General features: G+C 68.1%; 21 protein-coding genes. 6 read left to right on the forward strand and 15 right to left on the reverse strand.

Going from position 1 to position 22,294, the window contains the following annotated elements; all coding sequences use genetic code 11:
• Positions 1-43: 43 nt before the first annotated feature.
• Positions 44-3,592 (reverse strand): chromosome segregation protein SMC, encoded by a 3,549-nt coding sequence (smc, locus tag LVJ59_RS02950; RefSeq protein WP_232761936.1) that lies wholly within the window; start codon positions 3,590-3,592, stop codon positions 44-46.
• A 526-nt stretch (positions 3,593-4,118) separates the two neighbouring features.
• On the opposite strand from smc, the gene LVJ59_RS02955 reads away from it, so the two are divergent.
• The 4 genes from LVJ59_RS02955 (at position 4,119) to LVJ59_RS02970 (ending at position 7,723) form a co-directional block, all read left to right on the forward strand.
• Complete coding sequence (locus LVJ59_RS02955) at positions 4,119-4,403, forward strand: hypothetical protein (protein WP_047523395.1); 285 nt, start codon at positions 4,119-4,121, stop codon at positions 4,401-4,403.
• A gap of 124 nt (positions 4,404-4,527) precedes the next feature.
• A complete protein-coding gene (locus LVJ59_RS02960) occupies positions 4,528-5,607 on the forward strand; it encodes a GNAT family N-acetyltransferase (protein ID WP_232761937.1) in 1,080 nt (359 codons plus the stop codon).
• A gap of 101 nt (positions 5,608-5,708) precedes the next feature.
• Entirely contained in the window at positions 5,709-6,404 is a 696-nt protein-coding gene (locus tag LVJ59_RS02965; RefSeq protein WP_131490931.1) for an ABC transporter ATP-binding protein, read from the forward strand.
• Positions 6,401-7,723, forward strand: a complete 1,323-nt coding sequence (locus tag LVJ59_RS02970; protein WP_232761938.1) for an FtsX-like permease family protein — start codon at positions 6,401-6,403, stop codon at positions 7,721-7,723. The genes LVJ59_RS02965 and LVJ59_RS02970 overlap by 4 nt, the downstream gene beginning before the upstream one ends.
• 112 nt (positions 7,724-7,835) lie before the next feature.
• On the opposite strand, the gene LVJ59_RS02975 is transcribed toward LVJ59_RS02970, so the two are convergent.
• From LVJ59_RS02975 to LVJ59_RS03005, 7 genes are all read right to left on the reverse strand, one after another.
• Positions 7,836-8,390 carry a helix-turn-helix domain-containing protein gene (locus LVJ59_RS02975; RefSeq protein WP_232761939.1) on the reverse strand — a complete coding sequence of 185 codons (555 nt, stop codon included), beginning with the start codon at positions 8,388-8,390 and terminating at the stop codon, positions 7,836-7,838.
• Positions 8,391-8,633: 243 nt separating this feature from the next.
• Positions 8,634-9,497, reverse strand: a complete 864-nt coding sequence (gene mutM / locus LVJ59_RS02980) for a bifunctional DNA-formamidopyrimidine glycosylase/DNA-(apurinic or apyrimidinic site) lyase (RefSeq protein WP_047523958.1) — start codon at positions 9,495-9,497, stop codon at positions 8,634-8,636.
• Positions 9,490-10,182 carry a ribonuclease III gene (gene rnc / locus LVJ59_RS02985; RefSeq protein ID WP_232761940.1) on the reverse strand — a complete coding sequence of 231 codons (693 nt, stop codon included), beginning with the start codon at positions 10,180-10,182 and terminating at the stop codon, positions 9,490-9,492. The genes mutM and rnc overlap by 8 nt, the downstream gene beginning before the upstream one ends.
• 10 nt (positions 10,183-10,192) lie before the next feature.
• Positions 10,193-10,402, reverse strand: coding sequence for a 50S ribosomal protein L32 (rpmF, locus tag LVJ59_RS02990; RefSeq protein WP_017830754.1), 210 nt, complete (start codon positions 10,400-10,402; stop codon positions 10,193-10,195).
• Positions 10,403-10,404: 2 nt separating this feature from the next.
• Positions 10,405-10,953 (reverse strand): DUF177 domain-containing protein, encoded by a 549-nt coding sequence (locus tag LVJ59_RS02995; RefSeq protein WP_232761941.1) that lies wholly within the window; start codon positions 10,951-10,953, stop codon positions 10,405-10,407.
• Between the two features lie 71 nt (positions 10,954-11,024).
• Positions 11,025-11,522: a pantetheine-phosphate adenylyltransferase gene (gene coaD / locus LVJ59_RS03000; protein ID WP_232761942.1), complete on the reverse strand. Its 498-nt coding sequence runs from the start codon at positions 11,520-11,522 to the stop codon at positions 11,025-11,027.
• A gap of 30 nt (positions 11,523-11,552) precedes the next feature.
• Positions 11,553-13,727: an ATP-dependent DNA helicase RecG gene (locus LVJ59_RS03005; RefSeq protein WP_232761943.1), complete on the reverse strand. Its 2,175-nt coding sequence runs from the start codon at positions 13,725-13,727 to the stop codon at positions 11,553-11,555.
• 61 nt (positions 13,728-13,788) lie between these two features.
• Here LVJ59_RS03005 and rsmD point away from each other — a divergent pair, with 61 nt between their 5' ends.
• Positions 13,789-14,406: a 16S rRNA (guanine(966)-N(2))-methyltransferase RsmD gene (gene rsmD / locus LVJ59_RS03010; RefSeq protein ID WP_232761944.1), complete on the forward strand. Its 618-nt coding sequence runs from the start codon at positions 13,789-13,791 to the stop codon at positions 14,404-14,406.
• Here the strand turns inward: rsmD and thiL are convergent.
• A complete protein-coding gene (gene thiL, locus LVJ59_RS03015; RefSeq protein WP_232761945.1) occupies positions 14,376-15,371 on the reverse strand; it encodes a thiamine-phosphate kinase in 996 nt (331 codons plus the stop codon). The genes rsmD and thiL overlap by 31 nt on opposite strands.
• A 23-nt stretch (positions 15,372-15,394) precedes the next feature.
• Between thiL and LVJ59_RS03020 the strand changes: the two genes are divergently transcribed.
• The gene (locus tag LVJ59_RS03020) at positions 15,395-15,880 is read left to right on the forward strand and encodes a DUF3515 family protein (RefSeq protein ID WP_134353636.1); all 486 of its coding nucleotides are present in this window, start codon (positions 15,395-15,397) and stop codon (positions 15,878-15,880) included.
• A 21-nt stretch (positions 15,881-15,901) separates the two neighbouring features.
• Here LVJ59_RS03020 and LVJ59_RS03025 read toward each other — a convergent pair whose 3' ends face one another.
• From LVJ59_RS03025 to leuC, 6 genes are all read right to left on the reverse strand, one after another.
• The gene (locus LVJ59_RS03025) at positions 15,902-16,984 is read right to left on the reverse strand and encodes a D-alanine--D-alanine ligase family protein (RefSeq protein ID WP_232761946.1); all 1,083 of its coding nucleotides are present in this window, start codon (positions 16,982-16,984) and stop codon (positions 15,902-15,904) included.
• Positions 16,890-18,023: an NAD(P)H-dependent glycerol-3-phosphate dehydrogenase gene (locus LVJ59_RS03030; protein WP_232761947.1), complete on the reverse strand. Its 1,134-nt coding sequence runs from the start codon at positions 18,021-18,023 to the stop codon at positions 16,890-16,892. The genes LVJ59_RS03025 and LVJ59_RS03030 overlap by 95 nt, the downstream gene beginning before the upstream one ends.
• On the reverse strand, positions 18,013-18,777 hold the full coding sequence (locus LVJ59_RS03035) for a 1-acyl-sn-glycerol-3-phosphate acyltransferase (RefSeq protein WP_232761948.1): 765 nt from the start codon (positions 18,775-18,777) through the stop codon (positions 18,013-18,015). Before LVJ59_RS03035 ends, LVJ59_RS03030 begins: the two co-directional genes overlap by 11 nt.
• Positions 18,774-20,141 (reverse strand): UDP-N-acetylglucosamine 1-carboxyvinyltransferase, encoded by a 1,368-nt coding sequence (murA, locus tag LVJ59_RS03040; RefSeq protein WP_131490919.1) that lies wholly within the window; start codon positions 20,139-20,141, stop codon positions 18,774-18,776. Before murA ends, LVJ59_RS03035 begins: the two co-directional genes overlap by 4 nt.
• A gap of 65 nt (positions 20,142-20,206) precedes the next feature.
• A complete protein-coding gene (leuD, locus tag LVJ59_RS03045) occupies positions 20,207-20,803 on the reverse strand; it encodes a 3-isopropylmalate dehydratase small subunit (protein ID WP_047523946.1) in 597 nt (198 codons plus the stop codon).
• A 3-nt stretch (positions 20,804-20,806) separates the two neighbouring features.
• Entirely contained in the window at positions 20,807-22,252 is a 1,446-nt protein-coding gene (gene leuC, locus LVJ59_RS03050; protein WP_047523945.1) for a 3-isopropylmalate dehydratase large subunit, read from the reverse strand.
• Between the last annotated feature and the right edge of the window lie 42 nt (positions 22,253-22,294).

The raw sequence follows: 22,294 nt of genomic DNA on the forward strand, positions 1-22,294 counted from the left end.
CGGGTAGCGCGGGCGAATCGACCGCGAAGCCGACCTCGATCGGTCAGACGGCAGCGGTCGCCCTGTCGCCGACCCGCTGCCCGACGACCGCAGACACGCCGTCCTGACGCATCGAGACACCGTAGAGCGCATCCGCGATCTCCATCGTGCGCTTCTGGTGGGTGATGATGAGCAGCTGGGAGCTCTCCCGCAGCTGCTCGAACACCGTGAGCAGCCGCCCGAGGTTCGCGTCGTCCAGCGCGGCCTCGACCTCATCGAGGATGTAGAAGGGGCTCGGCCGCGCCTTGAAGATCGCCACGAGCAGCGCGACGGCAGCCAGCGAACGCTCACCGCCGGAGAGGAGCGACAGCCTCTCGATCTTCTTCCCGACCGGACGCACCGACACCTCGATGCCGGTCGTCAGCAAGTTGTCGGGATCGGTCAGCGAGATGCTCCCGGTCCCGCCGGGGAAGAGCAGCGGGAAGACCTGGCCGAAGGCCTCCTTGGTGTCTTCGAAGGCGCTCGCGAAGATCGTCTCCATCCGCTCGTCGAGGTCGGCGATGATCGTCAGGAGGTCCTCCCGCGTCTGCGTCAGGTCAGCGAGCTGCTCCGTGAGGAAGGCATGGCGCTGTTCGAGCGCAGCGAACTCCTCGAGCGCCAGAGGGTTCACCCGGCCGAGTTGCGCGAGCTTCCGCTCCGCCTCGGCCAGACGACGCTGCTGGATACGACGATCGAACGGGATGGCGGTGTCGTCGTGCGCGTCCTCGGCGGCTTGTTCCGTCCCCGGATCACGAGGAACCAGCTGATCGGGACCATATTCCGCAACGAGAATATCTTCGTCGAGCGACAGCTCGGACGACACCCGCTCGAGCAGGCTGCTCAGGTGCAGCTTCTTCTCGTGGATCTGCAGCTCGAGCCCGTGCACGCTCTCCGTCAGCCCGGCCAGGCGTTCCCGGAGCGACGTCTCCTGGGCACGCAGGGCGACGAGTTCCTGGTTCTGCGCCGAGCGCGCCGCCTCGGCTTCGGCGAGAGCGACACGGGCTTCCGTGACCGATCGGTCGAGCGAGTCGAGGATGCGCGGGAGTTCGTCGGCCACCCCGGAGGCAGCCTCGCGCTGAGCGCGACGGATCACGGCACGGCGTGCGGCTTCCGCCGCGGCATCCCGCTCCTGTTCGCGTTGTCGTTCGAGACTCGCCACCCTCGCCTGGGCAGCCCGCACCCGCTCACGCAGAGTCTCGATCTCGAGACGTGACCGCAGTTCTCCCTCCCGGGCGAGTTCGAGCGCCTCCAGGAGTCCGTCGCGGGCGGAAGCGTCGAGTACCGGCCGCGGTGTGGCGATCACCTCGTCCAGTGCGGCCTTCGCATCGGTGGCCTTCGCCTCGGCGTCGGCAACCGCGGCCTGCGCCTGGGCGAGCCCCGTCTCGAGCCGTTCACACTCGGCGACCGCGGACTCGTGCCGCACCGTGACCCGGTTCAGCTGCTCCGCATGCGTGGCGAGAGCGGCGTCGTGTTCGCGGAGAGCCCGCAGCGCATCCTTCGCCTGGCGGCGGGCCGTCTCCACCGCTTCGTTCGCATCGTCCCGAGCCTCACGGAGGGAGTCGACCACGATCTGGACCTCGGCGAGTCGTTCCGCTGCGGCATCCCGCTCCGCGGCGAGTTCGAGCCGTGAGCGCTCGCCGCCGGACCCGGTTCGCAGAGTGTGCGCCGTGATCACATCGCCACCGACCGTCACGATCGTCGTGGACGTGTCGCCCGCCGTGTCGAGCGCTGTGCGCGCAGCACGAGCCGCGTCCAGGTCGTTCGCGATGAGGACATGGGACAGGATGCCGAGAACACCATCGGGGGCGGTGACGGTCTCCACCGCAGGCGTGACACCGTCGATCGGTGCGACGACCACGGACCGGCGGGCAGGTACGTCTGCGACGACGAAGTCGACCACTCCCCGGTGATGCTCGGCCGCCTGCTCGGCCTGCGCGAAGGCATCGGCGGCGGTATCGATGAGCACGCCCTCGGCGAGCGGGCCCAGCACCGCCGCGATCGCTGCTTCGAAGCCGGCGCGGACCTGCACGGAGTCGCCGACGAGGCCGCGCACGCCCCGCCCGCCGGCTTCGACGACCTCTGCCGCTCCACCGGACAGCGCCAGTGCGCTGCTCAGAGCGGCGGCCTTCGCCGTCAGAGCATCGACCTCACGCTCAGCGGTGTGCAGGCGCTCGCGCAGGGTCTCCCGTTCCGCTTCCGCCGCCGTGGATGCGCGTTGGGCACTGTCGTACGCGGCGGCGTACTCGACGGCGGTGCCCTCGGGCGCCTCGGCATCGTCGATCGCCTCGAGCGCCTCCGCGGCCTCCCGACGACGCATGTTCGCCGCTTCGAGCGCATTCTCCTGCCGAAGAACGGCCCCACGCACCGCGGCGAGGGCCGAGGAGGCCGCGTCGGCCGTGCCACGCAATGAGGAGATGCGCATGTCGTACTCGGAGACCAGTGCGCTCTGCTCGGCGATGTCCACGTCGAGCGTGTCCAGTTCTGCGCGGGCCTGCACCACTTCGCGGCTCGCCGACGCGGCCGCGTCCTGCGCATCCCCCAGCCCCGCGGAGATCACGTCGATCTCTTCCTTCGCCTCGTCGATCGTGGCCTGAGTGACGGTGACCGTGGTGACGGCGGCGTCGTCCTCCTCCGATCCGAGCAACGCGAGGCGCTGATTCGCCAGCGTGTAGAGGCCGCGCATCCGCTCCTGCACCTGCTCCAGCCCAAAGGCGACACTGCGCGCCTCGTCGACGGCGACCGAGTTCTGCTCGTGCTCGAGTCGCGCGATGCTCGCCCGCACCGTCTCCGCCTGGTCCGACAGCACCAGGCGTTCGGTGTGGCGTTCGTGCTCGGTGCGCGTGTGGTCGGCCAGAGCGGTGCGCAGAGCGACCACGTCGTCGGCGAAGATCCTCGCCTTGGCATCACGGACCACGGCAGCGATGGTCTGCGCCTCCCGCGCGATCTCCGCCTGGCGCCCGAGGGGCTTGAGTTGGCGCCGGATCTCTCCGGCGAGGTCGCTCAGACGGGTGAGATTGGTCTGCATGGCGTCGAGCTTGCGGAGGGTCTTCTCCTTGCGTCGCCGATGCTTGAGGATTCCGGCGGCCTCCTCGATGAAGCCCCGTCGATCTTCCGGAGAGGCCTGCAACACCGTGTCCAGACGTCCTTGACCCACGATCACGTGCATCTCGCGCCCCAGACCTGAATCGCTCAAGAGCTCCTGCAGGTCGAGAAGACGGCAGCCCTCGCCGTTGATCGCATACTCGCTCGAACCGTTCCGGAACAGCGTGCGGCTGATCGTCACCTCGGCGTACTCGATCGGCAGAGCGCCGTCGGCATTGTCGATGGTGAGCTGTACCTCGGCGCGCCCGAGCGGACCGCGGGTTGAGGTGCCCGCGAAGATCACGTCCTCCATCTTGCCGCCGCGCAGGGTCTTCGCCCCCTGCTCCCCCATCACCCAGGCGAGGGCGTCGACGACATTGGACTTTCCGGAGCCGTTCGGACCGACGATGCAGGTGACACCGGGCTCGAACACGAAACTCGTCGGCTGCGCGAACGACTTGAACCCTTTGAGCGTCAGGCTCTTCAGATGCATGCGGGCACCGCTCGTCCGGGGAGAATCACGCGGCTACGCTACCGGAATTCCGGGCCGGAACGGTGATCCCGCGCGGATGCCCACGGAACCGGATGGAGTCGCGACACGCCGAGTCCGGGACCAGATGCTTGACGTCTCCGGCGCGCGTTCGCTACGGTGGCCTGCGGATCGCCACACGAAAGGAGGTTACCGATGATGATTCAGCTCAACGCACAGGCCACTGGCCTCGCCGCGCCCGCGCACTTTGCGCCGCGCCCTGCGTTCTCGGTAACCGCCGGCGTCCGCTCGAGCGCGCTCTGCTAGAACCGCACCCCGAGAATCCCGGCCCGTAGTGGGCTGTCTCCGGTCGGTCCTTCCGCGCCCCACCCTCTGATCTGCTCCAGATCACGGATCTTCCGCCGCCTTCGGCATCTGCGTCTTCGCAGGACCGAGGAGCCGCATCCCTCCGCACCGTCCCCGACTGCTTCGGCGGTCGGGCGTCGGTGCTTCCGCACCCCATCTCACCATCACTCACGAAGGAATCACCGTGAACACCACGTTGCACCGCAGCGTCTCCCACCCGCCCGATATCGAGGACCGTGAGGTCCTCCAGATCCCCCGTCCCGACGAACTGCGCCGCCTCTCGCTCGCGGATCGTCTCTCCCTCCGGATCGGCCTCTGGCTGTTCCAGAGGGCGCAGCGCCCGCAGCGACACCGCCGCGGCCTGTACATCGACCCGTCCGAGCTGTTCCTCCTCGGAGAGCAGCGCCACCGCTCCGCCGCCGAGTCGTCCGCCCTGCTGACGTTCGACATGCAGCGGGGGATGCGCTGACGGACGTCCGGCCGTGACAGCTCCCCCATCCCCCGCGCCGCATCCGCCCGTGCTCGTCACGGGCGGATGCGGGCACCCGCTCCACACACCGGCTCCCTCGGAAGCCCCACTCGAAGGAAAAGACATGACGACCATCGAACCGACGATCACCCCCCTGGTGGTGCCGGTCTCCCTGGACGATGACGACGCCGCGGATTTCCGCGCATACGGCGAACTCAACCGGCGAATCTGCGACGAGCAGGTCGGTCTGCCCGATCTCGCTCCAGACGCCGCGCAGATGCTCCCGGACTGGCAGGACGACACCGATTCACTCGACCTCGGTTTCGTCGCACGCGTGGACGACGAGATCGTCGGGATGATCACGGTCTCCTTCGCGCAGGAGGCCGAGGCGCATGCCGCGGAGCTCGACCTGCTGGTGCCGGAAGCGCACTGGGGCCGGGGCGTCGAGGATGCCCTGCTCGCCCGCGCCGAAGTGGAAGCGCGTGCGCGTGGTCGGAGTCTTCTGCAGCTCTGGAGTCTCCACCGCCCGAAGGACGCCGACCGGATGCTCGTTCCGCGCACCGGGTGGGGTCGCATCCCGGCGACCCCACTTTCCGACCTGGCCGAGGCGAACGGGTTCGTCCTGGAGCAGGTCGAGCGCAACAGCGAGTTCGACCTCCGGAGCGACCCTGCCCCCTTGCGCACCGCGCTGGACGACGCGCTCGCAGTGGCCGGAGCCGACTATCGCGTCATCGAGTGGAACATGCCCACCCCGCCGGAGCTGCGGGACGGCTTCGCCGGGGTCCTCGCGCGGCTGTCGACGGATGCGCCGAGCGGCGACATGGACTTCCCCGAGGAGGCCTGGGACGCGGAGCGCGTCGTGCGCCGCGAAGCGCGTCTCCTCGGTGCAGGTCAGGCCGTCTCGGTCGTCGCCGTCGAACACGTGTCCACCGGAGAGCTCGTCGCCTACAACGAGCTTCTCATCGCGGCCGACCGCACCGGGGTCACGCACCAGTTCGGCACTCTGGTCAGCAAGGACCACCGGGGGCATCGTCTCGGCACGATCGTGAAGTGTGCGAATCTGCTCCGCTGGCGGGAGCTGATGCCGGATTCCACTGTGGTCTCCACCTTCAACGCGGAGGAGAACCGGCCGATGCTGAACATCAATGAGGCGATCGGCTTCGTCCCGGTGTCGTACGCCGGCGGCTGGCAGCGCGCTCTCTGAGACACGTGCGGACCCGATCTCATTCGACGGGATGACCTCGGGTCCGCATCGTCATCCGCCAGGCCGACGACCCAGGGCGGGGCGACGGAGAGGCTGGGATCATGAATGTTCCTGTGATCGAAGCCCACGCCCTCAGCAAGACCTTCGGCATGACCCGCGCACTCGCTGGTGTCGACCTCGCGATCGGTCGCGGCGAGTCCGTCGCGATCATGGGTGCGTCCGGTTCCGGCAAGACAACGCTCCTGCACGTTCTGGCAGGTATCACCGCGCCCGATGCGGGAAGTGTCGTCTTCCGTCCGGCCGAAGGCGCGCCGATCGAGGTCACCGCCCTCGGGGAGTCAGCCCGTTCCCGGCTCCGGCGCGAGCGGTTCGGCTTCGTCTTCCAGCAGGGACTCCTCATCCCGGAGCTCACGGCCGTGGAGAACGTCGCCCTCGCCTCCATGATCAACGGTGTCCGGCGACGGGATGCCGTCCCGCACGCGGCCTCCTGGCTCGCCGCGCTCGGGCTCGCCGGGATGGAAGAGCGTCGGATCGGCGAGCTGTCGGGCGGGCAGGCCCAGCGGGTGGCCATCGCCCGTGCGCAGGCCACCGGTGCAGAACTGGTCTTCGCCGACGAACCGACCGGCGCCCTCGACTCGCAGACGTCGTCCGAGGTGATGGACGCACTCCTGTGGTCGACGACAGGTCAAGGGCGGACACTCGTCGTCGTGACCCACGACCCCGATGTCGCCGCGCGCTGCACCCGGACGATCGCCGTCCGCGACGGTCGCATCATCCCCTCGGCGGTGGCCGCGTGAACGGCAATGTCCTGTCCATGCTGCTGCGCCCTGCTCCCGGGCAGAACAGCGTGCTCGCGCTCCCGGTCATCGCGTTCGGTGTCGTGACGACGCTCGTCCTGACGGTGATCGGTGGAGCCCAGTCGTTCTGGGGGTGGTCCGATGACTACGCCCCTCTGTATCAGGCGCTCGCGGCGATCGCCCTCGTGCTTCTCGTCGTCCCACTGATGTCGCTCGGCGGCGCGGCGGCACGCCTGTCGGCGCGTCGCCGTGACGAACGACTCTCGACACTTCGCCTGCTGGGGGTCACCCCCGGTGGCGTCACCGTGGTCACGGTCGCCGAGTCTGCCCTCGTCGCCGCCGCCGGAGCACTCGCCGGTGTCCTCGGGCACCTCGCGATCAGCCCTCTGATCGGGCTCATCCCCTTCCGGGGCGAACCGCTCGGATTCGGCGCGGTCATCCTTCCACCGCCACTGATCGCCCTCGTCTTCGCCGGTGTGCTCGTGCTCGCGTCCGCGAGTGCGGTCATCGGCCTCCGTCGCGTCGTGATCTCACCACTCGGTGTCCGCACCCGCACGACCGTGTCGAGCGTGCACTGGATCCGCGCCCTTCTCGCTGCCGGTGCCATCGCCATCGCCTTCGTGCTGATCACGGTGTTCCCGTCGATCGGCGGCTTCGTCATCACCGTCGTCGTCCTCGCCGGACTGTTCGGCGCCGCCCTGGCCGTCCTCAACGTGATCGGCCCCTGGGTTCTCAAGGTCTCGGCGTCCCGCCAGCTGCGTCGTGCCGAACAGCCCGAGCGGTTGCTCGCGGCACGCATCGTTCTCGACTCGCCGAAAGCGGCCTGGCGTCAGGTCGGCGGCATCGCAATGGCGAGCTTCATGGCCGTGTTCGCAGGCACCGGCGTCGCGCTGATGAATGTGATGACGAGCGCGGATGCATCCGCCGCCGACTTCGCCCTCGCCCGTGATATCCGCACGGGTCTCATCATCACGTTGATCGGCTCATTCCTCATGGTCGCCGCCTCCGTCGGAGTCAATCAGGCATCGGACGTGCTCGACCAGCGGGAGCTGCATCGCAGCCTCCATCACCTGGGCATGCCGGTGGAGACGGTGGATCGTGCCCGCCGTCGCGCGATCATGTCTCCCCTGCTAGTCACGGCGCTCGGCTCGGCTCTGATCGCGGCACTCCTGGTGTTCCCGCTCGTGGGGATCGCGGTGATCACGGCGCCCGTGTCGGTGCTGACGATCAGCGCTGTGGTCGGTGTCGGCATCGCCCTCGTGTGGGCCAGCACCTGGGCGACCCGTCCGCTTCTGCGAAAGGCGTTCCGGACCGCGTGACGCGAAGAGTTCAGCGCCGACGCTGGCAGGACGGGCAGAAGTGCGACGAGCGGTTCATGAACGAGGCTGCGGGTAAGCGAGTGCGACCTTGCTGAGCATCGCCTCCGACTGTTCAGGCCACCTGCAGCCGACTATCGCCGGCGACGTACTCGATGACAAGGTCTCCGCCGACAGCTTCGATGTACTTCCGGACTGTGCCGACGCGCGCGCTGTCGAGATCGCCGTTCTCGATCTTCGAGACCTGACGCTGACCAACGCCGATGCGTTCGGCGAGCTGCGCCTGGCTGAGTCCGAGTTGCTCACGGAGTTCGCGCAGCCGGTACGCCCGCACCTCGCCCAGCATGCGCTCTTTGTGTGTGTCGACACGTGCACGGTTCGCAGGACGCTTCTCGAGAAGCCGCTCCGGGGTAAGAGCCATCGTGATCACTTCCTCTTGGTCTCGTCGTTCTCTGTCTTCTTCAGCTGGGCCAGATGCTCCGTGAACCGAGCGTCTGCGATCGGAATGTTCTCCCGGTACCAGTTCTTCCAGTTTCCGGCCTTCCTTCATGTTCTTGTGCGCGGACCCCTTCACCGTGTCGACAATGGGACGTCCCAGCTGTGGGCCGTGGTCCTGGAGGAGCTCGATGGCGGCAATGACCTGGTCGTACGTGTCGTCATCCAGTTTCATCAGCCAAGCCTCGATCACCCCAAGATCGACGGTCCACTTACCCGACAGTCTAGACCCTCCAGGGTCTATGAACAAACGATACGCTCCGACATCGGCGGCCCGGCTTCGCCATCGATCCGATGGCGCGCCCTCGACGGAGGGCCCACGACGAGTGACTGGCAGGCCTCAACGCTCTCCGACGCCGCACCGGTGTGACGAGAAGCGAGGCCGTAGAGAATCGTGAACTGCGCAAGTGGGTGAGAACTATCGTCTTCGCTGGCAGGACGGGCAGAAGTGCGACGAGCGGTTCATGAACGACACACGACGGATACTCGTGCCGCATCGTGCGCAGGGTTCTCCCTGTCGCCCGTAGGCGTTGAGGGAGTGAGCAAAGTAACCCGCCTGCCCGTTGACGTTGACGTACTGGGCGTCGAAACTCGTCCCCCCCTCGGCAAGTGCCTTCTCCAGCACGCTGCGCACTTCGGCCAGCAGTCTGCGCACCGACGGCGTCGATAGGCGGGCCGCGGGGGTCTCGGGGTGGATGCGCGCCGCCCAGAGGGACTCGTCGGCGTAGATGTTGCCGATACCGCTCACCACGCCCTGATCGAGGAGGACCCGCTTGATCGCGCTGCCACGCCGGGCGAGCGCCGCGCGGAAGGCGTCGTCATCGAAGCGGCGATCGAGCGGGTCGCGGGCGATGTGGACGACTTGGGTCGGAATCCTCGAGCCGCCGTCGTCTACCAGGGCGTCGACCGCGAGCGAGCCGAAGGTGCGTTGGTCTGCGAACACGATCGCGAGTTCGCCATGTTCGGGATGCTCGATGCCGATGCGCACACGTTCGTGTCGCTCCGCGGTAGCCTCCGGTGCGCGCAGGAGCATCTGCCCACTCATCCCCAGGTGCGCGATCAACGCGGAGTCGTCATCATCGAGCGGAAGCCAGAGGAACTTCCCCCGGCGAGAGGCCGCCGCGAAACGTCGCCCCTCGAGCCGGGCGACGAAGTCCTCGGCGCCGGCGGAGTGCCGCGTGAGCGCGCGTTCATCGAACACGCTCACCGAGGTGATCAGGGATCCGACAGCGGCCGGCGCGAGGCCGGCGCGGACGACCTCGACTTCAGGGAGCTCAGGCACGCGCGCTGAGCGTGCGCCAGGCGCTGAGGGCGGCCGCCATCTCCGCGGTCTTCTTGCTGCTGCCGGTGCCGGTCATGGTCACGTCACCGACGACGACGGTCGCCGTGAAACGACGGTCATGATCGGGACCGCTCGCCTCGATCGAGTACTGGGGCGGCGTCGCACCGACGCGGGCGGCGAGTTCCTGCAGACTCGTCTTGGGATCCATCGCCGCGCCATAGCGCTCCGGGTCGGCGAGCAGTGGCTTCGTGAGACGCAGGACGAGTTCCGTGGCCGCCTCCGGTCCTGCGGAGAGATAGGTGGCCCCGATCACCGCTTCCATGGTGTCGGCGAGGATCGAATCCTTATCGCGGCCACCGGTCTGCTCTTCTCCGCGTCCGAGCAACAGGTGACTGCCGAGATCGATCCCCCGCGCCACCTCTGCAAGTGCGACCGTCGAGACGACGCTCGCACGTCTCTTCGCCAGCTCGCCCTCGTCGAGGTCCGGGTGCGTGGTGAACAGCATGACGGTCACCGCCTGCCCGAGCACCGAGTCGCCGAGGAACTCCAGGCGCTCGTTGTGCGGAATCCCGCCGTGCTCATACGCGTAGGAGCGGTGGGTGAGGGCCAACCCCAGAAGCTCCGCGTCGATCTCGACGCGGAGCTTATCTGGGAGAGGTCTCGTCCCCCCGGGGACCTCCGTCACGGTTCGCGACTCAGACGTCGGCGACCTTGCGGCCCTTGTACTCCAGGAAGAGCTCGGTGCCCTGCGAGTCCGTGACGACCTTCGCCTGGTGCGGACGGCTGTACACGACCTGACCGTTCTCGATGGTCTTGACGAGGGCGACGGGAGCCGCCTTCCACTGCGCGCGGCGCGAGCGGGTGTTCGAACGGGAAACCTTGCGCTTCGGGGGGTTACCAGCCATGACTAGCTCTCTTCTTTCTCGGCGGCGCGAGATTCTTCCGCGCCGTCTTGGTCTGTGATGTTCTGGAGCGCACTCCATCGAGGATCGATGGGAGCCACCTGCTCCGTTCCGGTGCTCACGGCCAGTCGCTCACCCGTTTTCGGGTCGAGACCCGGGCAATCCGGCTGACACACCGGCTGAAAAGGAAGCGACAATACGGCCGCATCCCTGACGAGAGTTTCAAGATCCACGTGGTCGTCTTGAACCTCGAAGTCAGTTTCTTCCTCACCAGGATACGCGAAAAGCTCCTGGAACTCGACTTCGACGGGCCGGGCGATGTCGATCAGGCATCTGCCGCAGACGCCGACGTATTCTGCATCGGCGGTTCCGGACACGAGAATCCCCTCGTGAACGGACTCCAGTCGCACGTCGAGGTCGATCTCGGAGCCGGCTTCGAACGTCACGATGCCCTCTCCCCATGCCTCTTTGAGAGCCACCGAGAACTCGTGTTCACGCATCTCCCCCGGTCGCCGGACGATGTCGCGGACGGGGAGCACGAAGGGACCGTTCATTCGAGAGCGCACTCCGCCATGCTACCCGGGTCGCCCCAGGGTCGCGCCGAGCCCGTACTCAGGAACGGCGGTCAGATTCCGCGGGCCCCCGTGTCGAGGAAGTCTGCAACCGCTGGCGGAACGAACGGTGCGACGTCGCCGCCAAGCGAAGCGACCTGACGCACCAGGGAGCTCGAGACCATCGCATGCGAGGGATCGGGCAGCAGGAACACGGTCTCGATGCCGGCGAGGTGCCGATTCACGATCGCCATCGGAGACTCGTACGCGACGTCGATCTGGGAGCGGATGCCCTTCACGAGCACACCGGCGCCGACATCGCGCGCATAGTCGACCAGCAGACCCATTGTCCATGACCCGATCACGATGTTCCCCGACATCCCGTCCTCGGCGATCGAACGCTCCAGCAGCGACAGACGCTGCGCGATCGGGAGCATCGCCTCCTTGCCCGGGTTGTGCACCACGAGCACGTGCAGCTCGTCGTACAGGGCCGCGGCCCGACGGATCACATCGAGATGACCCAGGGTCGGCGGATCGAAGGAACCCGGGACGACGGCGATCCTGCTGCTCATGCCACCAGCCTAGGGCACCTCGCGCACACCTCAGTTCTTCGCGAGCGCCGCACGGTCCTCGTCACTCACCCGGCGGGCGATGGCCTCACGCAGGCCCGGATGCGCCTCGAGAGCAGGGTCTGCCACGAGGATCGTCTCGGCCAGTTCACGCGCTCGGGTGATGAGACCCGCATCCTTCACGACACGGAGAAGCTTCAGCGAGGAACGCACGCCGGCTTGTGCCGCGCCGAGCACATCTCCCTCGCCGCGCAGTTCCAGATCGACCTCTGCCAGAGCGAAGCCGTCGAGCGTTGCCGCGACCGCGTCGACGCGTTCTCGCGCGAGGGACCCGGATTCCGCTTCCGTGACCAGCAAGCAGAGACCAGGCACGCCGCCACGGCCGACGCGCCCTCGCAGCTGATGCAACTGGGACACACCGAACCTGTCGGCATCGAGCACGATCATCGTCGATGCATTCGGCACATCGACGCCGACCTCGATGACCGTGGTCGCCAGGAGCAGATCGATGTCACCGCGCGCGAACGCCTGCATCACCGCGTCCTTCTCTTCCGACGGCATCCGGCCGTGGAGCACGGCACGACGGATCCCGCCGAGCGTCGGATGCGTCGCCAGCGCCTCATCGAGCTGCACCACCCCCCAGCGGGGGCCGGAAGCCCCATCGGGGGCGAGAGGCGGCTGCTCACCGGCCTCCGCGGTCTTCTTGGCGGTATCGATCGCGGCGCACACGGCGAAGACCTGGCGGCCCTGCGCGATCTCCTCTGCCGCGCGCTCCCAGACCCGGTTGAACCATCCCGGGTGCTCGGCCAGCGGTGCCACGAAGGACTCGATGCCTGCGCGGCCGGCCGGCATCGTCCGGATGACCGAGGTGTCGAGGTCGCCGAACACCGTCATCGCCACCGTTCGCGGGATCGGCGTCGCCGTGAGGACCAGTGCGTGCGGACTCGACCCCTTGGCGCGAAGTGCCTCACGCTGTTCGACGCCGAAGCGGTGCTGCTCATCCACCACCACGAGGCCGAGATCGGCGAAGGTGGTCTTCTCCCCCAGCAGCGCGTGCGTGCCGACCACGATGAGCGCCTGACCCGAGGCGACCCGGAGAGCGGCCTTGCGTCTCTCGGCAGCGGGAAGCTGCCCGGTCAAGAGCGTGGGCATCAGCAGTGGTGCCAGTTCCGGGCCCAGCATCTTCGCGATCGAACGCAGATGCTGGCCGGCCAGAACTTCGGTGGGGGCGATCAGAGCGGCCTGGCCTCCGCTCTCGGCGACCTGCAGCATCGCCCGCAACGCGACGAGGGTCTTGCCTGAACCGACCTCACCCTGGACGAGCCGGTTCATCGGCCAGGATCCCATCAGGTCGGCCGCGATCTGCGCGCCGACCGTCTCCTGATCGGGCGTCAGCGTGTAGGGCATCGCCGCGTCGAAGCGCTCCAGGAGTCCGCCGGGACCGGCCGGACGGGCCGTCGCCGAGAGCGCCCGGACAGCATCCCGCTGCTGCAGGAGCGCCGTCTGCAATGTGAGAGCCTCATGCATCCGGAGAGTGCGGACCGCCGGATCGATGTCGTTGCGCGTCCGCGGGCGGTGGATACGTTCGAGCGCCTCGCCGGCCGTGAGCAGCTCTTCGCTCTCGCGGATGTCATTGGTCAGCGGGTCGGGCACCTCGGCGAGGTCGTCCAGCACCCGTCCGATGAGCCGGGCGATCTGCCAGGTCTGGATCGTCGAGGTGGCCGGATAGATCGGGATGGGAACAGCCGCACGCGCGTCTGCGCTCCGCCGCGCGGAGTCTTCATCGTCGAAGAGCTCGTACTCCGGATGCGCGAACTGCGTCACGCCGTTGAACTCTCCGACCTTTCCGGAGAAGACTCCCCGTCGTCCCACGGCGAGATCTTTGGAGCGCCATTCCGCTGCCCCGACGTTCTTCGCGAAGAACGTGAGCGACATGCGTCCGATGCCGTCTCCGATCACCACGTCGACCATGGCTCCCGGGCGGTTGCGCATGCGCCGGAAGCTCGAGGAGAGCACCTCTGCCACGATGGTCACCGTCTCCCCGAGCGGCAGATCGCGGATCGGGGTCAGCTCACCCGGGTCGGCGTACCGGCGCGGGTAGTGCGCCAGGAGGTCACCGACGCTCTGCATGGCGAACGCACGACCGAGCGTCTTGGCAGACGCCGCGCCGAGCGCGTCCTCCAGCGAGGAATCGAGCGAGAGCGACATGCTCCGAGTCTAGGGAACCCGACCGACACCGGCCGCACCGCTGCTGTCGTATCGTGAACGGGTGACGAGGATCATCGCGGGCAGAGCCAGGGGCACTCGACTCGACGTACCCGGTGCGGGAACGCGCCCCACCAGCGACCGTGTGCGTGAGTCGCTCTTCGGCGCACTCGAGTCACTGAGTGCCATCGACGGAGCCCGGGTCCTCGACCTGTATGCAGGATCCGGCGCTCTTGGCCTCGAATCGCTGAGCCGGGGCGCGGCGTCCGCGGAGTTCGTGGAACGCGGACGGCAGGCTGCGGCGATCGTGCGCCGCAACGCCGCGGCCGTGGCGAAGGCCGGCGGCATGGCGCCGGGCCATGTGCACGAGGGCGCGGTCCGCACATTCCTGCAGCGGGCGACCGGCCCCTTCGATCTGGTCTTCAGCGATCCGCCGTACGACCTCGACGATGCCGCGATGACAGCGGATCTCATCGCACTCGCGCCGCTCCTGTCCCCCGATGCAGTCGTCGTGGTCGAACGTGCACGCCGATCCACGCCACCGGACTTTCCCGCCGCCGGCCTCGACCTGTTCCGGGAGAAGACCTACGGCGACACCGCCCTCTGGTGGGCCGAGCCCCGGGCGGACGACGAGCCGAAGACGTCCGACGCTCAGCCCGAGACCGAGTCCCAGTCGCGATAGGGGTCCCACCCGCTGACCTCGACCGGCGAACCGTCGCACAGCAGGTCCTCCTCGCCGCGCGGAAGCACCCGTCCGATCGCACGGAAGCCCGGCGGAAGCGCACCCGCGGAGAAAGTCGCGAGCAGCGCATGGTCCTCGCCACCGGCGATCGCACGCTCGGGGTCATCACCGAGCGTCTCGCGGTCGAGCGCGATGGTGACCTCGGAGGCCGCAGCCATCCGTCGGGCGTCGAGGGCGAGCCCGTCCGACACATCCATCATCGCGTTGGCGCCGGCCGCTGCTGCGACCGCACCGAGTCCGATCGGCGGAGAGGGGCGCAATTGCGCGGCCACCGCCGCGCTCTCCCCTGCGGCGAGCATCGCCGGGTCGACCGCCACCGGCACGTCTCCGTCACGAAAGCGTCCGAACAGCACCGCCAGTCCGTGAGCGGCGTGACCGAGTTCTCCCGCCACCGCGACGACGTCGCCAGGACGCGCCCCGCTGCGGGTCACCGGCGCCCTGCCTTCGAGATCTCCGAGCGCCGTCACAGCGACCGTCAGCACATCCGACACCGTCAGATCCCCTCCGACGACCGCGCAACCGGGCGCGAGGGCGTCACAGGCGTCCCGGAAGCCGTCTGCGAGCCTTTCCACGAAGGAGAGTCGGAGATCGGCGGGCACGGCCAACGCGACGAGGAGTGCCGTCGGACGTGCGCCCATCGCAGCGACATCCGCCAGATTCACCGCCGCGGCCTTCCAGCCGAGGTCGTACCCGCTCGACCAGGCAAGGCGGAAGTCGGGTCCGTGCACCAGGGTGTCGGTCGTCGCGACCACACTGCCCGAGGGGGTCGCGACGACCGCGGCGTCGTCCCCCGGGCCGATGAGGGCGTGCGAGGCGGAAGACGTTCGGCTCAGGATCGCATGGAGGATGCGTCCTTCGGAGACATCGCCGAGGCGTGGATCGTCGGCGTCGGGTCGGGAGGGCATGCTGTCAACGGTAGCCTGGAAGCATGCCTCGTTCCCGTCGCCTCGCTGCCCTCGCAGGCGCGGTGACCCTCTCCGCCGCCCTCTCCGGTTGCGCGACGACCGTGCACCTCGAACCGGCCGACGATGCGAACAATCCCGCATGCGCCTCGGTGTCGGTCCTGCTGCCCGACAACGTCGCCGGTCTCGACCGCGTGTGGACGGATGCCCAGGCCACCGGCGCGTGGGGTGAGCCCACCGCGGTCGCGCTGCGCTGCGGCGTCGAGCCGCCGGCTCCCTCCGCCCTCGTGTGCACCACGCTGGGGGGCGTCGATTGGCTGGTCCTCGAGCAGGAGGAGGAACGTCAGCGCCTCGTCACCTACGGCCGGGATCCCGCGGTCGAGCTGAACATCCGGCGCGGCGAGCAGATCGACTTCCAGTCGATCGTGGACTCGATCTCGCAGAGCATCCAGTCCGGGCTCGCCCCGGCCACGGCGAAGTGCACCGATCGGGTCGAGTTCCCCGCGAGCTGATCGCCACGGGGAACTCGATGCTCAGCGGCGCAGGCCCGCTTCGACCAGCTCGGTGATCAGTTCGCCGTAGCTCAGCCCCGAGGCGACCCAGCATTTCGGGAACATCGAGATCGGCGTGAAGCCGGGCATCGTGTTCAGCTCGTTGACGACCAACTCGCCCGTCGAGGTCAGGAACATGTCGACCCGGGCGAGTCCCCGTCCGTCCACCGCGTCGAACGCGCGGATACCCGCCTGCTGGATCGCTGCGGTCTCGGCATCGGTCAGCTCCGCCGGGCACACGACATCGACGCCGTCGCCGCCGAGGTACTTGCCCTCGAAGTCGTAGAAGCCACGGGACGTCAGCACGATCTCGCCCGGCAGAGACGCCCGGACCCCGTCGGCGCCCTCGAGGACGGCGACTTCGATCTCGCGACCGCTCACGCCGGTCTCGATCAGCACCTTGTCGTCTTCCGCGAAGGCCACGGCCAGCGCGGCGTCGAGCTCGTCCGCGGTGTCGACCTTCGACACCCCCACGCTCGAACCGGCGCGCGCCGGCTTCACGAACAGCGGCAGGCCGAGCGCGGCGGCACGGCGGCGCACGTCCGCGGCGTCGCCGTCCCAATCCCGGCGGCGCACGGTCACCCACGGAGCAACGGCGATGCCCGCGGCCTGGAGGGCGATCTTCATGAAGTGCTTGTCCATGCAGAGCGCGGAGTCGAGCACGCCGCCGCCCGCATACGGGACCTCGAGGGTATCGAAGTAGCCCTGGATCGTGCCGTCTTCGCCGTGCGGTCCATGCAGGATGGGCAGCACCACATCGATCTCGCCGAAGCCTTCGACCGAGCCGTCCGCCTGCACGACGCGCAGTGTGCGGTCACCGCCCGGCTCAGGCCACAGCACACGAGTGCCGTTGTCGACGACCTCCGGGAGATGCGCCGCATCCAGCGGGAACTTCGCGGGATCGTCGTCTTCCAGCACGAATGCACCCTCGCGGGTGATGCCCACCGGGATCACGGCATACCGGTCGCGATCAATCGCTCCCAGCACGCCCCCCGCCGTTGCGGAACTGATCGAATGCTCGCTGGAGCGCCCGCCGAAGAGCACCACCACCGTCTGCTTGTCCATGGTTGGTCCTCTCACCCTGCGGGGTGTCGTCGTCCGTCGTCAGGTGGGGTGCGATGTCCCGCGGATCCATCTTGCCGTCGAGCACCATCTTCACCTGCTCGACGATGGGCATGTCGACCTCGGCTTCGCGCGCGAGCTGCAGGATCGGAGCGACGGAGGCGAGACCTTCCGCGGTCTGCTGCATCTGCTTCACGACGTCCTGGAAGCTGTACCCCTGGCCGAGCAGGCGTCCCGCCGTGTTGTTCCTGCTCAGCGGCGACTGGCACGTGGCGATCAGGTCGCCGAGACCGGCGAGGCCCTGGAGTGTCTCCGGATGTGCACCGTTGGCCACCGCGAAGTCCGTCATCTCGACGAGTCCGCGCGTGATGATCGATGCCTTCGTGTTCTCCCCGTACCCGACGCCGTCGACGATGCCGATGGCGACCGCGATCAGGTTCTTGAGGACGCCGCCGAACTCCGTGCCGATCACGTCGGTGTTCACGAAGGTGCGGAAATACTGATTGCGAGCCGCGCGCGCGACGACATCGGCAGTCTCTTGACTGCGGGAGGAGATCACGGCTGCGGTGGGCTGCTCACGCGCGATCTCCAGTGCGAGGTTCGGCCCCGATGCCACGGCGATGCGGTCGGGATCGCAGCGGAGTTCCTGCTGGATCACCTGGCTCATGCGCAGACCCGTGCCGCGTTCGACGCCCTTCATGAGGCTGATGACCTTGGTGTCGCTGTCGGCGAGCAACGGGCGCAGCGCCTTCAGGTTCTCGCGGAGCGACTGGCTCGGCACCGACAGATACACCTGTTCCACGCCGTCGAGCGATGTCGCGAGTTCGTGGGTGGCCGCCATCGTCCGCGGGAGGTTGATGCCCGGGAGGTAACGTGAATTGCGCTTGGCCTCGTTGATCTCCTGCGCGAGTTCTGCACGCCGGGCCCACATCGTGACGTATGCGCCGCCGTCGGCGAGGATCTTGCCGAAGGTCGTCCCCCAGCTGCCGGCGCCGATCACCGTGACGCGCGGTCCGCTCGGAACGGTTCTCTTAGGAGTCAAGGCGCCCGGTCTCCTTCTGGCCGTGGTTCGCGGGGTTCCATCGCTCCGCCGGGGCCTTCTCGTCTCGAAGCTCCTCGAGCAGAGCAGTGATGGCGTTCATGAGTCGATCAGTGGCCTCGTTGAGGGCAGCAGGCTCGCCCGCACGTTCACGCAGATCCGCGACATCGACCGGATCTCCGATGAGCACGCGGACCGGCTTGCGCAGCGGCCAGAGGCTGAGACCCTTCTGATAACGCCCCATGATCGCCTGGGTCCCCCACTGAGCCATCGGGATCAGCGGGATGCCGTCGGCGAGTGCCAGACGCACCGCGCCCGACTTTCCGCGCATCGGCCACAGCTCGGGATCACGTGTGAGCGTGCCCTCGGGGTACACGATCACACCGCGACCGTGCTCGACGAGCTCTTCCGACTGCTTCATCGTCTGTCGAGCGGACGCGGCCGAGGACGTACGAGCGACCGGGATCATCCCGGTGCGGCGCAGGAACCAGCCGAGCACCGGCACGCTGAAGAGGCTTTCCTTGGCCATGAAACGCGGCGCACGACCGGCACGCCAGACGGCGACGGCGACGATGAGCGGATCGAACTCCGAGTAGTGGTTCGGGGCCAGGACGAAGGAACCCTCACGCGGCAGCTTCTCGGCGCCGCGGACACGGATCTTCGCGATCAGGGAGACCGGAGGGATCACCAGCGCCGCGAGCGGCCAGAAGATGCTCGGGCGCTTCGTCTCCGATGATCGGGACGCCACTTCGGTCACCGGATGACGTCGAAGTCGGCGCCGAGCGCGTCGAGCTTGGCGAGGAACTTCTCGTAGCCGCGGCTGAGGATGTCGACGCCGGACACCTTCGACTCCCCGGTGGCGGTCAGCGCCGCGATGACGTGGCTGTAGCCGCCGCGAAGGTCGGGGACCACGATGTCAGCGCCGTGCAGCGGCGTGGGGCCGGTGACGACGGCGGCCTGCTCGAGGTCGCGACGCGGGACCCGACGCGGGCCGTCCTGGAGGCCCCGGGGGTGGACGACGATGTCGGCGCCCATCTTGACCAGCGCATCGGTGAAGCCCATCCGGTTCTCGTACACGGTCTCATGCACGACGGAGCGGCCGTGTGCCTGAGTGAGCGCGACGACCAGCGGCTGCTGCCAGTCGGTCATGAAGCCGGGGTGCACATCGGTCTCGATCACGACGGGCTTGATCTCGCCGTCGCGACGGAACAGGATGCCGTCTTCCTGGATGTCGAACCAGCCGCCCGCCTTGCGGAAGACGTTGAGGAACGTCAGCATCTCCTGCTGCTTGGCGCCGCCGACGAAGATCTCGCCGTCGGTGGCCAGCGCCGCGGAGGCCCAGGATGCCGCCTCGTTGCGGTCGAAGATCGACCGGTGGTCGTAGCCGCGGAGCTTCTCGACGCCCTCGATCACGATGACGCGGTTCGGCTCGTAGGAGATGATCGCGCCCATCTTCTGCAGCACGGCGATCAGGTCCATGATCTCGGGCTCGATGGCTGCGTTGCGCAGCTCCGTGACGCCCTCGGCGCGGACGGCCGTGAGGAGAACCTGCTCGGTCGCACCGACGCTCGGGTACGGGAGGTGGATGTTGGCGCCGTGCAGACGTGTTCCCCCGGTCGAGAGGCGGATGCCGCTGGGGAGCTTCTCGACGATCGCGCCGAACTTGCGCAGTGCGTCCAGGTGGAAGTCGATGGGGCGGTCGCCGATGCGGCACCCGCCGAGGTCGGGGATGAACGCCTGTCCGAGACGGTGCAGCAACGGGCCGCAGAACAGGATCGGGATACGGGAGGCCCCCGCGTGCGCGTCGATCTCCTCGAAGTGTGCGGACTCCACGTCGCTCGGGTCGAACACGAGCGAGCCGGGCTCGTCGCCCTCGGATACACGGACACCGTGCACCTCGAGCAGCGAACGCACGACGGCGACATCGCTGATGGCGGGGACGTCTCGCAGCGTGCTGACGGTCTCGCCGAGGAGGGACGCGACCATGGCCTTCGTTGCCAGGTTCTTCGCGCCCTTGACGTCGACACGGCCGCGGAGCGGACGTCCGCCTCGAATGGCGAGGACGTCTCCGGTGAGTGCAGGGACTCCGTCCGGAAGAGCGTCGCGCACAGGTGTCGTCATTCGGAGCCTCACTTCATTTACGGATTTCGGGGGCGGGTTGCCCCTGGCTCCCCCGCCCCCACCGTCTACTGAACGGGAAGGGTCCGTGGCCGCCACGACTCGCGACGGGCCTCGAACTGCGCGATCTTGTCTTCGTTGCGCAGCGTGAGCCCGATGTCATCGAGCCCTTCGAGGAGCCGCCATCTAGTGTAATCGTCGATCCCGATGTCGGCCTGGACGTCGCCGATGGACGCAGTCCGCGCCTCGAGGTCGACGGTCATCGACACCCCGGGATTCCGGTCGATCTCGGCCCAGAAACGCTCGAGATCCTCTTCGGAGATGGTCGCCGCGAGGAGGCCCTGCTTGCCGGAATTACCGCGGAAGATGTCGGCGAAACGAGGGCTGAGCACGACCTTGAAGCCGAAGTCGCGCAGGGCCCAGACCGCGTGCTCACGGCTGGAGCCGGTGCCGAAGTCGGGTCCGGCGAGAAGCACGGACGCCCCCTGGAACGCAGGCTGGTTGAGGACGAACTCCGGGTCCTGGCGCCATCCGTGGAACAGCGCATCCTCGAAGCCGGTCTTCGTGACCCGCTTGAGGAAGACGGCGGGGATGATCTGGTCGGTGTCCACGTTCGAGCGCTTCAACGGCGCCGCGATGCCGGTGTGAGTGGTGAACTTCTCCATGATTCAGAACCCTTCGGTCAGATCGCTCGGGCTGGACAGCGTGCCACGGATCGCGGTGGCGGCGGCGACGAGCGGCGACACGAGATGTGTGCGCCCTCCCTTGCCCTGACGGCCCTCGAAGTTGCGGTTGGACGTGGAGGCGCAGCGCTCCCCCGGCGCGAGCTGGTCGGGGTTCATGCCCAAGCACATCGAGCAGCCGGCGAAGCGCCACTCCGCTCCGAAGTCCTTGATGACCTTGTCCAAGCCCTCCGCCTCGGCCTCCAGGCGCACCCGCGCGGATCCGGGGACCACCATGACGCGGACGCCGTCGGCCTTCTTCTTGCCTTCGATGACCGAGGCGAAGGCGCGCAGGTCCTCGATGCGACTGTTCGTGCACGACCCCATGAAGACCGCATCCACCGGCACTTCCTTGAGCGGCGTGCCGGGGGTCAGGTCCATGTACTCCAGCGCACGCTCCGCTGCGGCACGTTCGTTGGGATCGACGATCTGCGCCGGGTCCGGCACGGAGGCGGACAGCGAGCTTCCCTGACCGGGATTGGTCCCCCAGGTCACGAACGGTTCGAGCTCGTCAGCGTCGATGAACACCTCTGCGTCGAACGTCGCGCCCTCGTCGGTCGGCAGCGTGCGCCAGTAGGCGACCGCGTCCTCCCAATCCTGGCCCTTGGGCGCGTGCGGGCGCCCCTCGAGGTACGCGAAGGTCGTCTCGTCGGGAGCGACCATGCCTGCGCGCGCACCGGCCTCGATCGACATGTTGCAGATCGTCATGCGCCCCTCCATCGAAAGGGCGCGGATCGCGCTGCCGCGGTACTCGAGCACGTAGCCCTGTCCGCCGCCCGTGCCGATCTTCGCGATCACCGCAAGGATGATGTCCTTCGCCGTGACCCCGGGACGCAGTGTCCCGTCCACGTTGATCGCCATCGTCTTGAACGGCTTGAGCGGAAGCGTCTGCGTGGCCATGACGTGCTCGACCTCGCTCGTGCCGATGCCGAACGCCATCGCGCCGAACGCCCCGTGAGTCGAGGTGTGCGAATCTCCGCAGACCACCGTGATCCCCGGCATGGTCAGACCGAGCTGCGGCCCGACGACGTGCACGATGCCCTGCTCCGCGTCACCGAGCGAATGCAGACGCACACCGAACTCCGCCGCGTTACGTCGCAGGGTCTCGATCTGCGTGCGGCTGGTGAGGTCGGCGATCGGCTTGTCGATCTCCCAGGTCGGCGTGTTGTGGTCCTCGGTCGCGATCGTGAGGTCGAGCCGGCGCAGCGGTCGTCCTTCGGTGCGAAGCCCGTCGAAGGCCTGGGGGCTCGTCACCTCGTGCACGAGGTGCAGGTCGATGTAGATCAGGTCGGGCTCGCCGTTGTCGCCTTTGACGACCAAGTGGTCGTCCCAGACCTTCTCAGCGAGTGTCCTGCGGCGTGACGGATCAGCACTGTGTGCGGGGGTGGTCATTGCGTGTCTCCTGTGGCTGACGGTTCGGCCCACGATGGACTC

It is taken from the genome of Microbacterium sp. KKR3/1 (assembly GCF_021272365.1).
Lineage (GTDB): Bacteria > Actinomycetota > Actinomycetes > Actinomycetales > Microbacteriaceae > Microbacterium > Microbacterium aurugineum.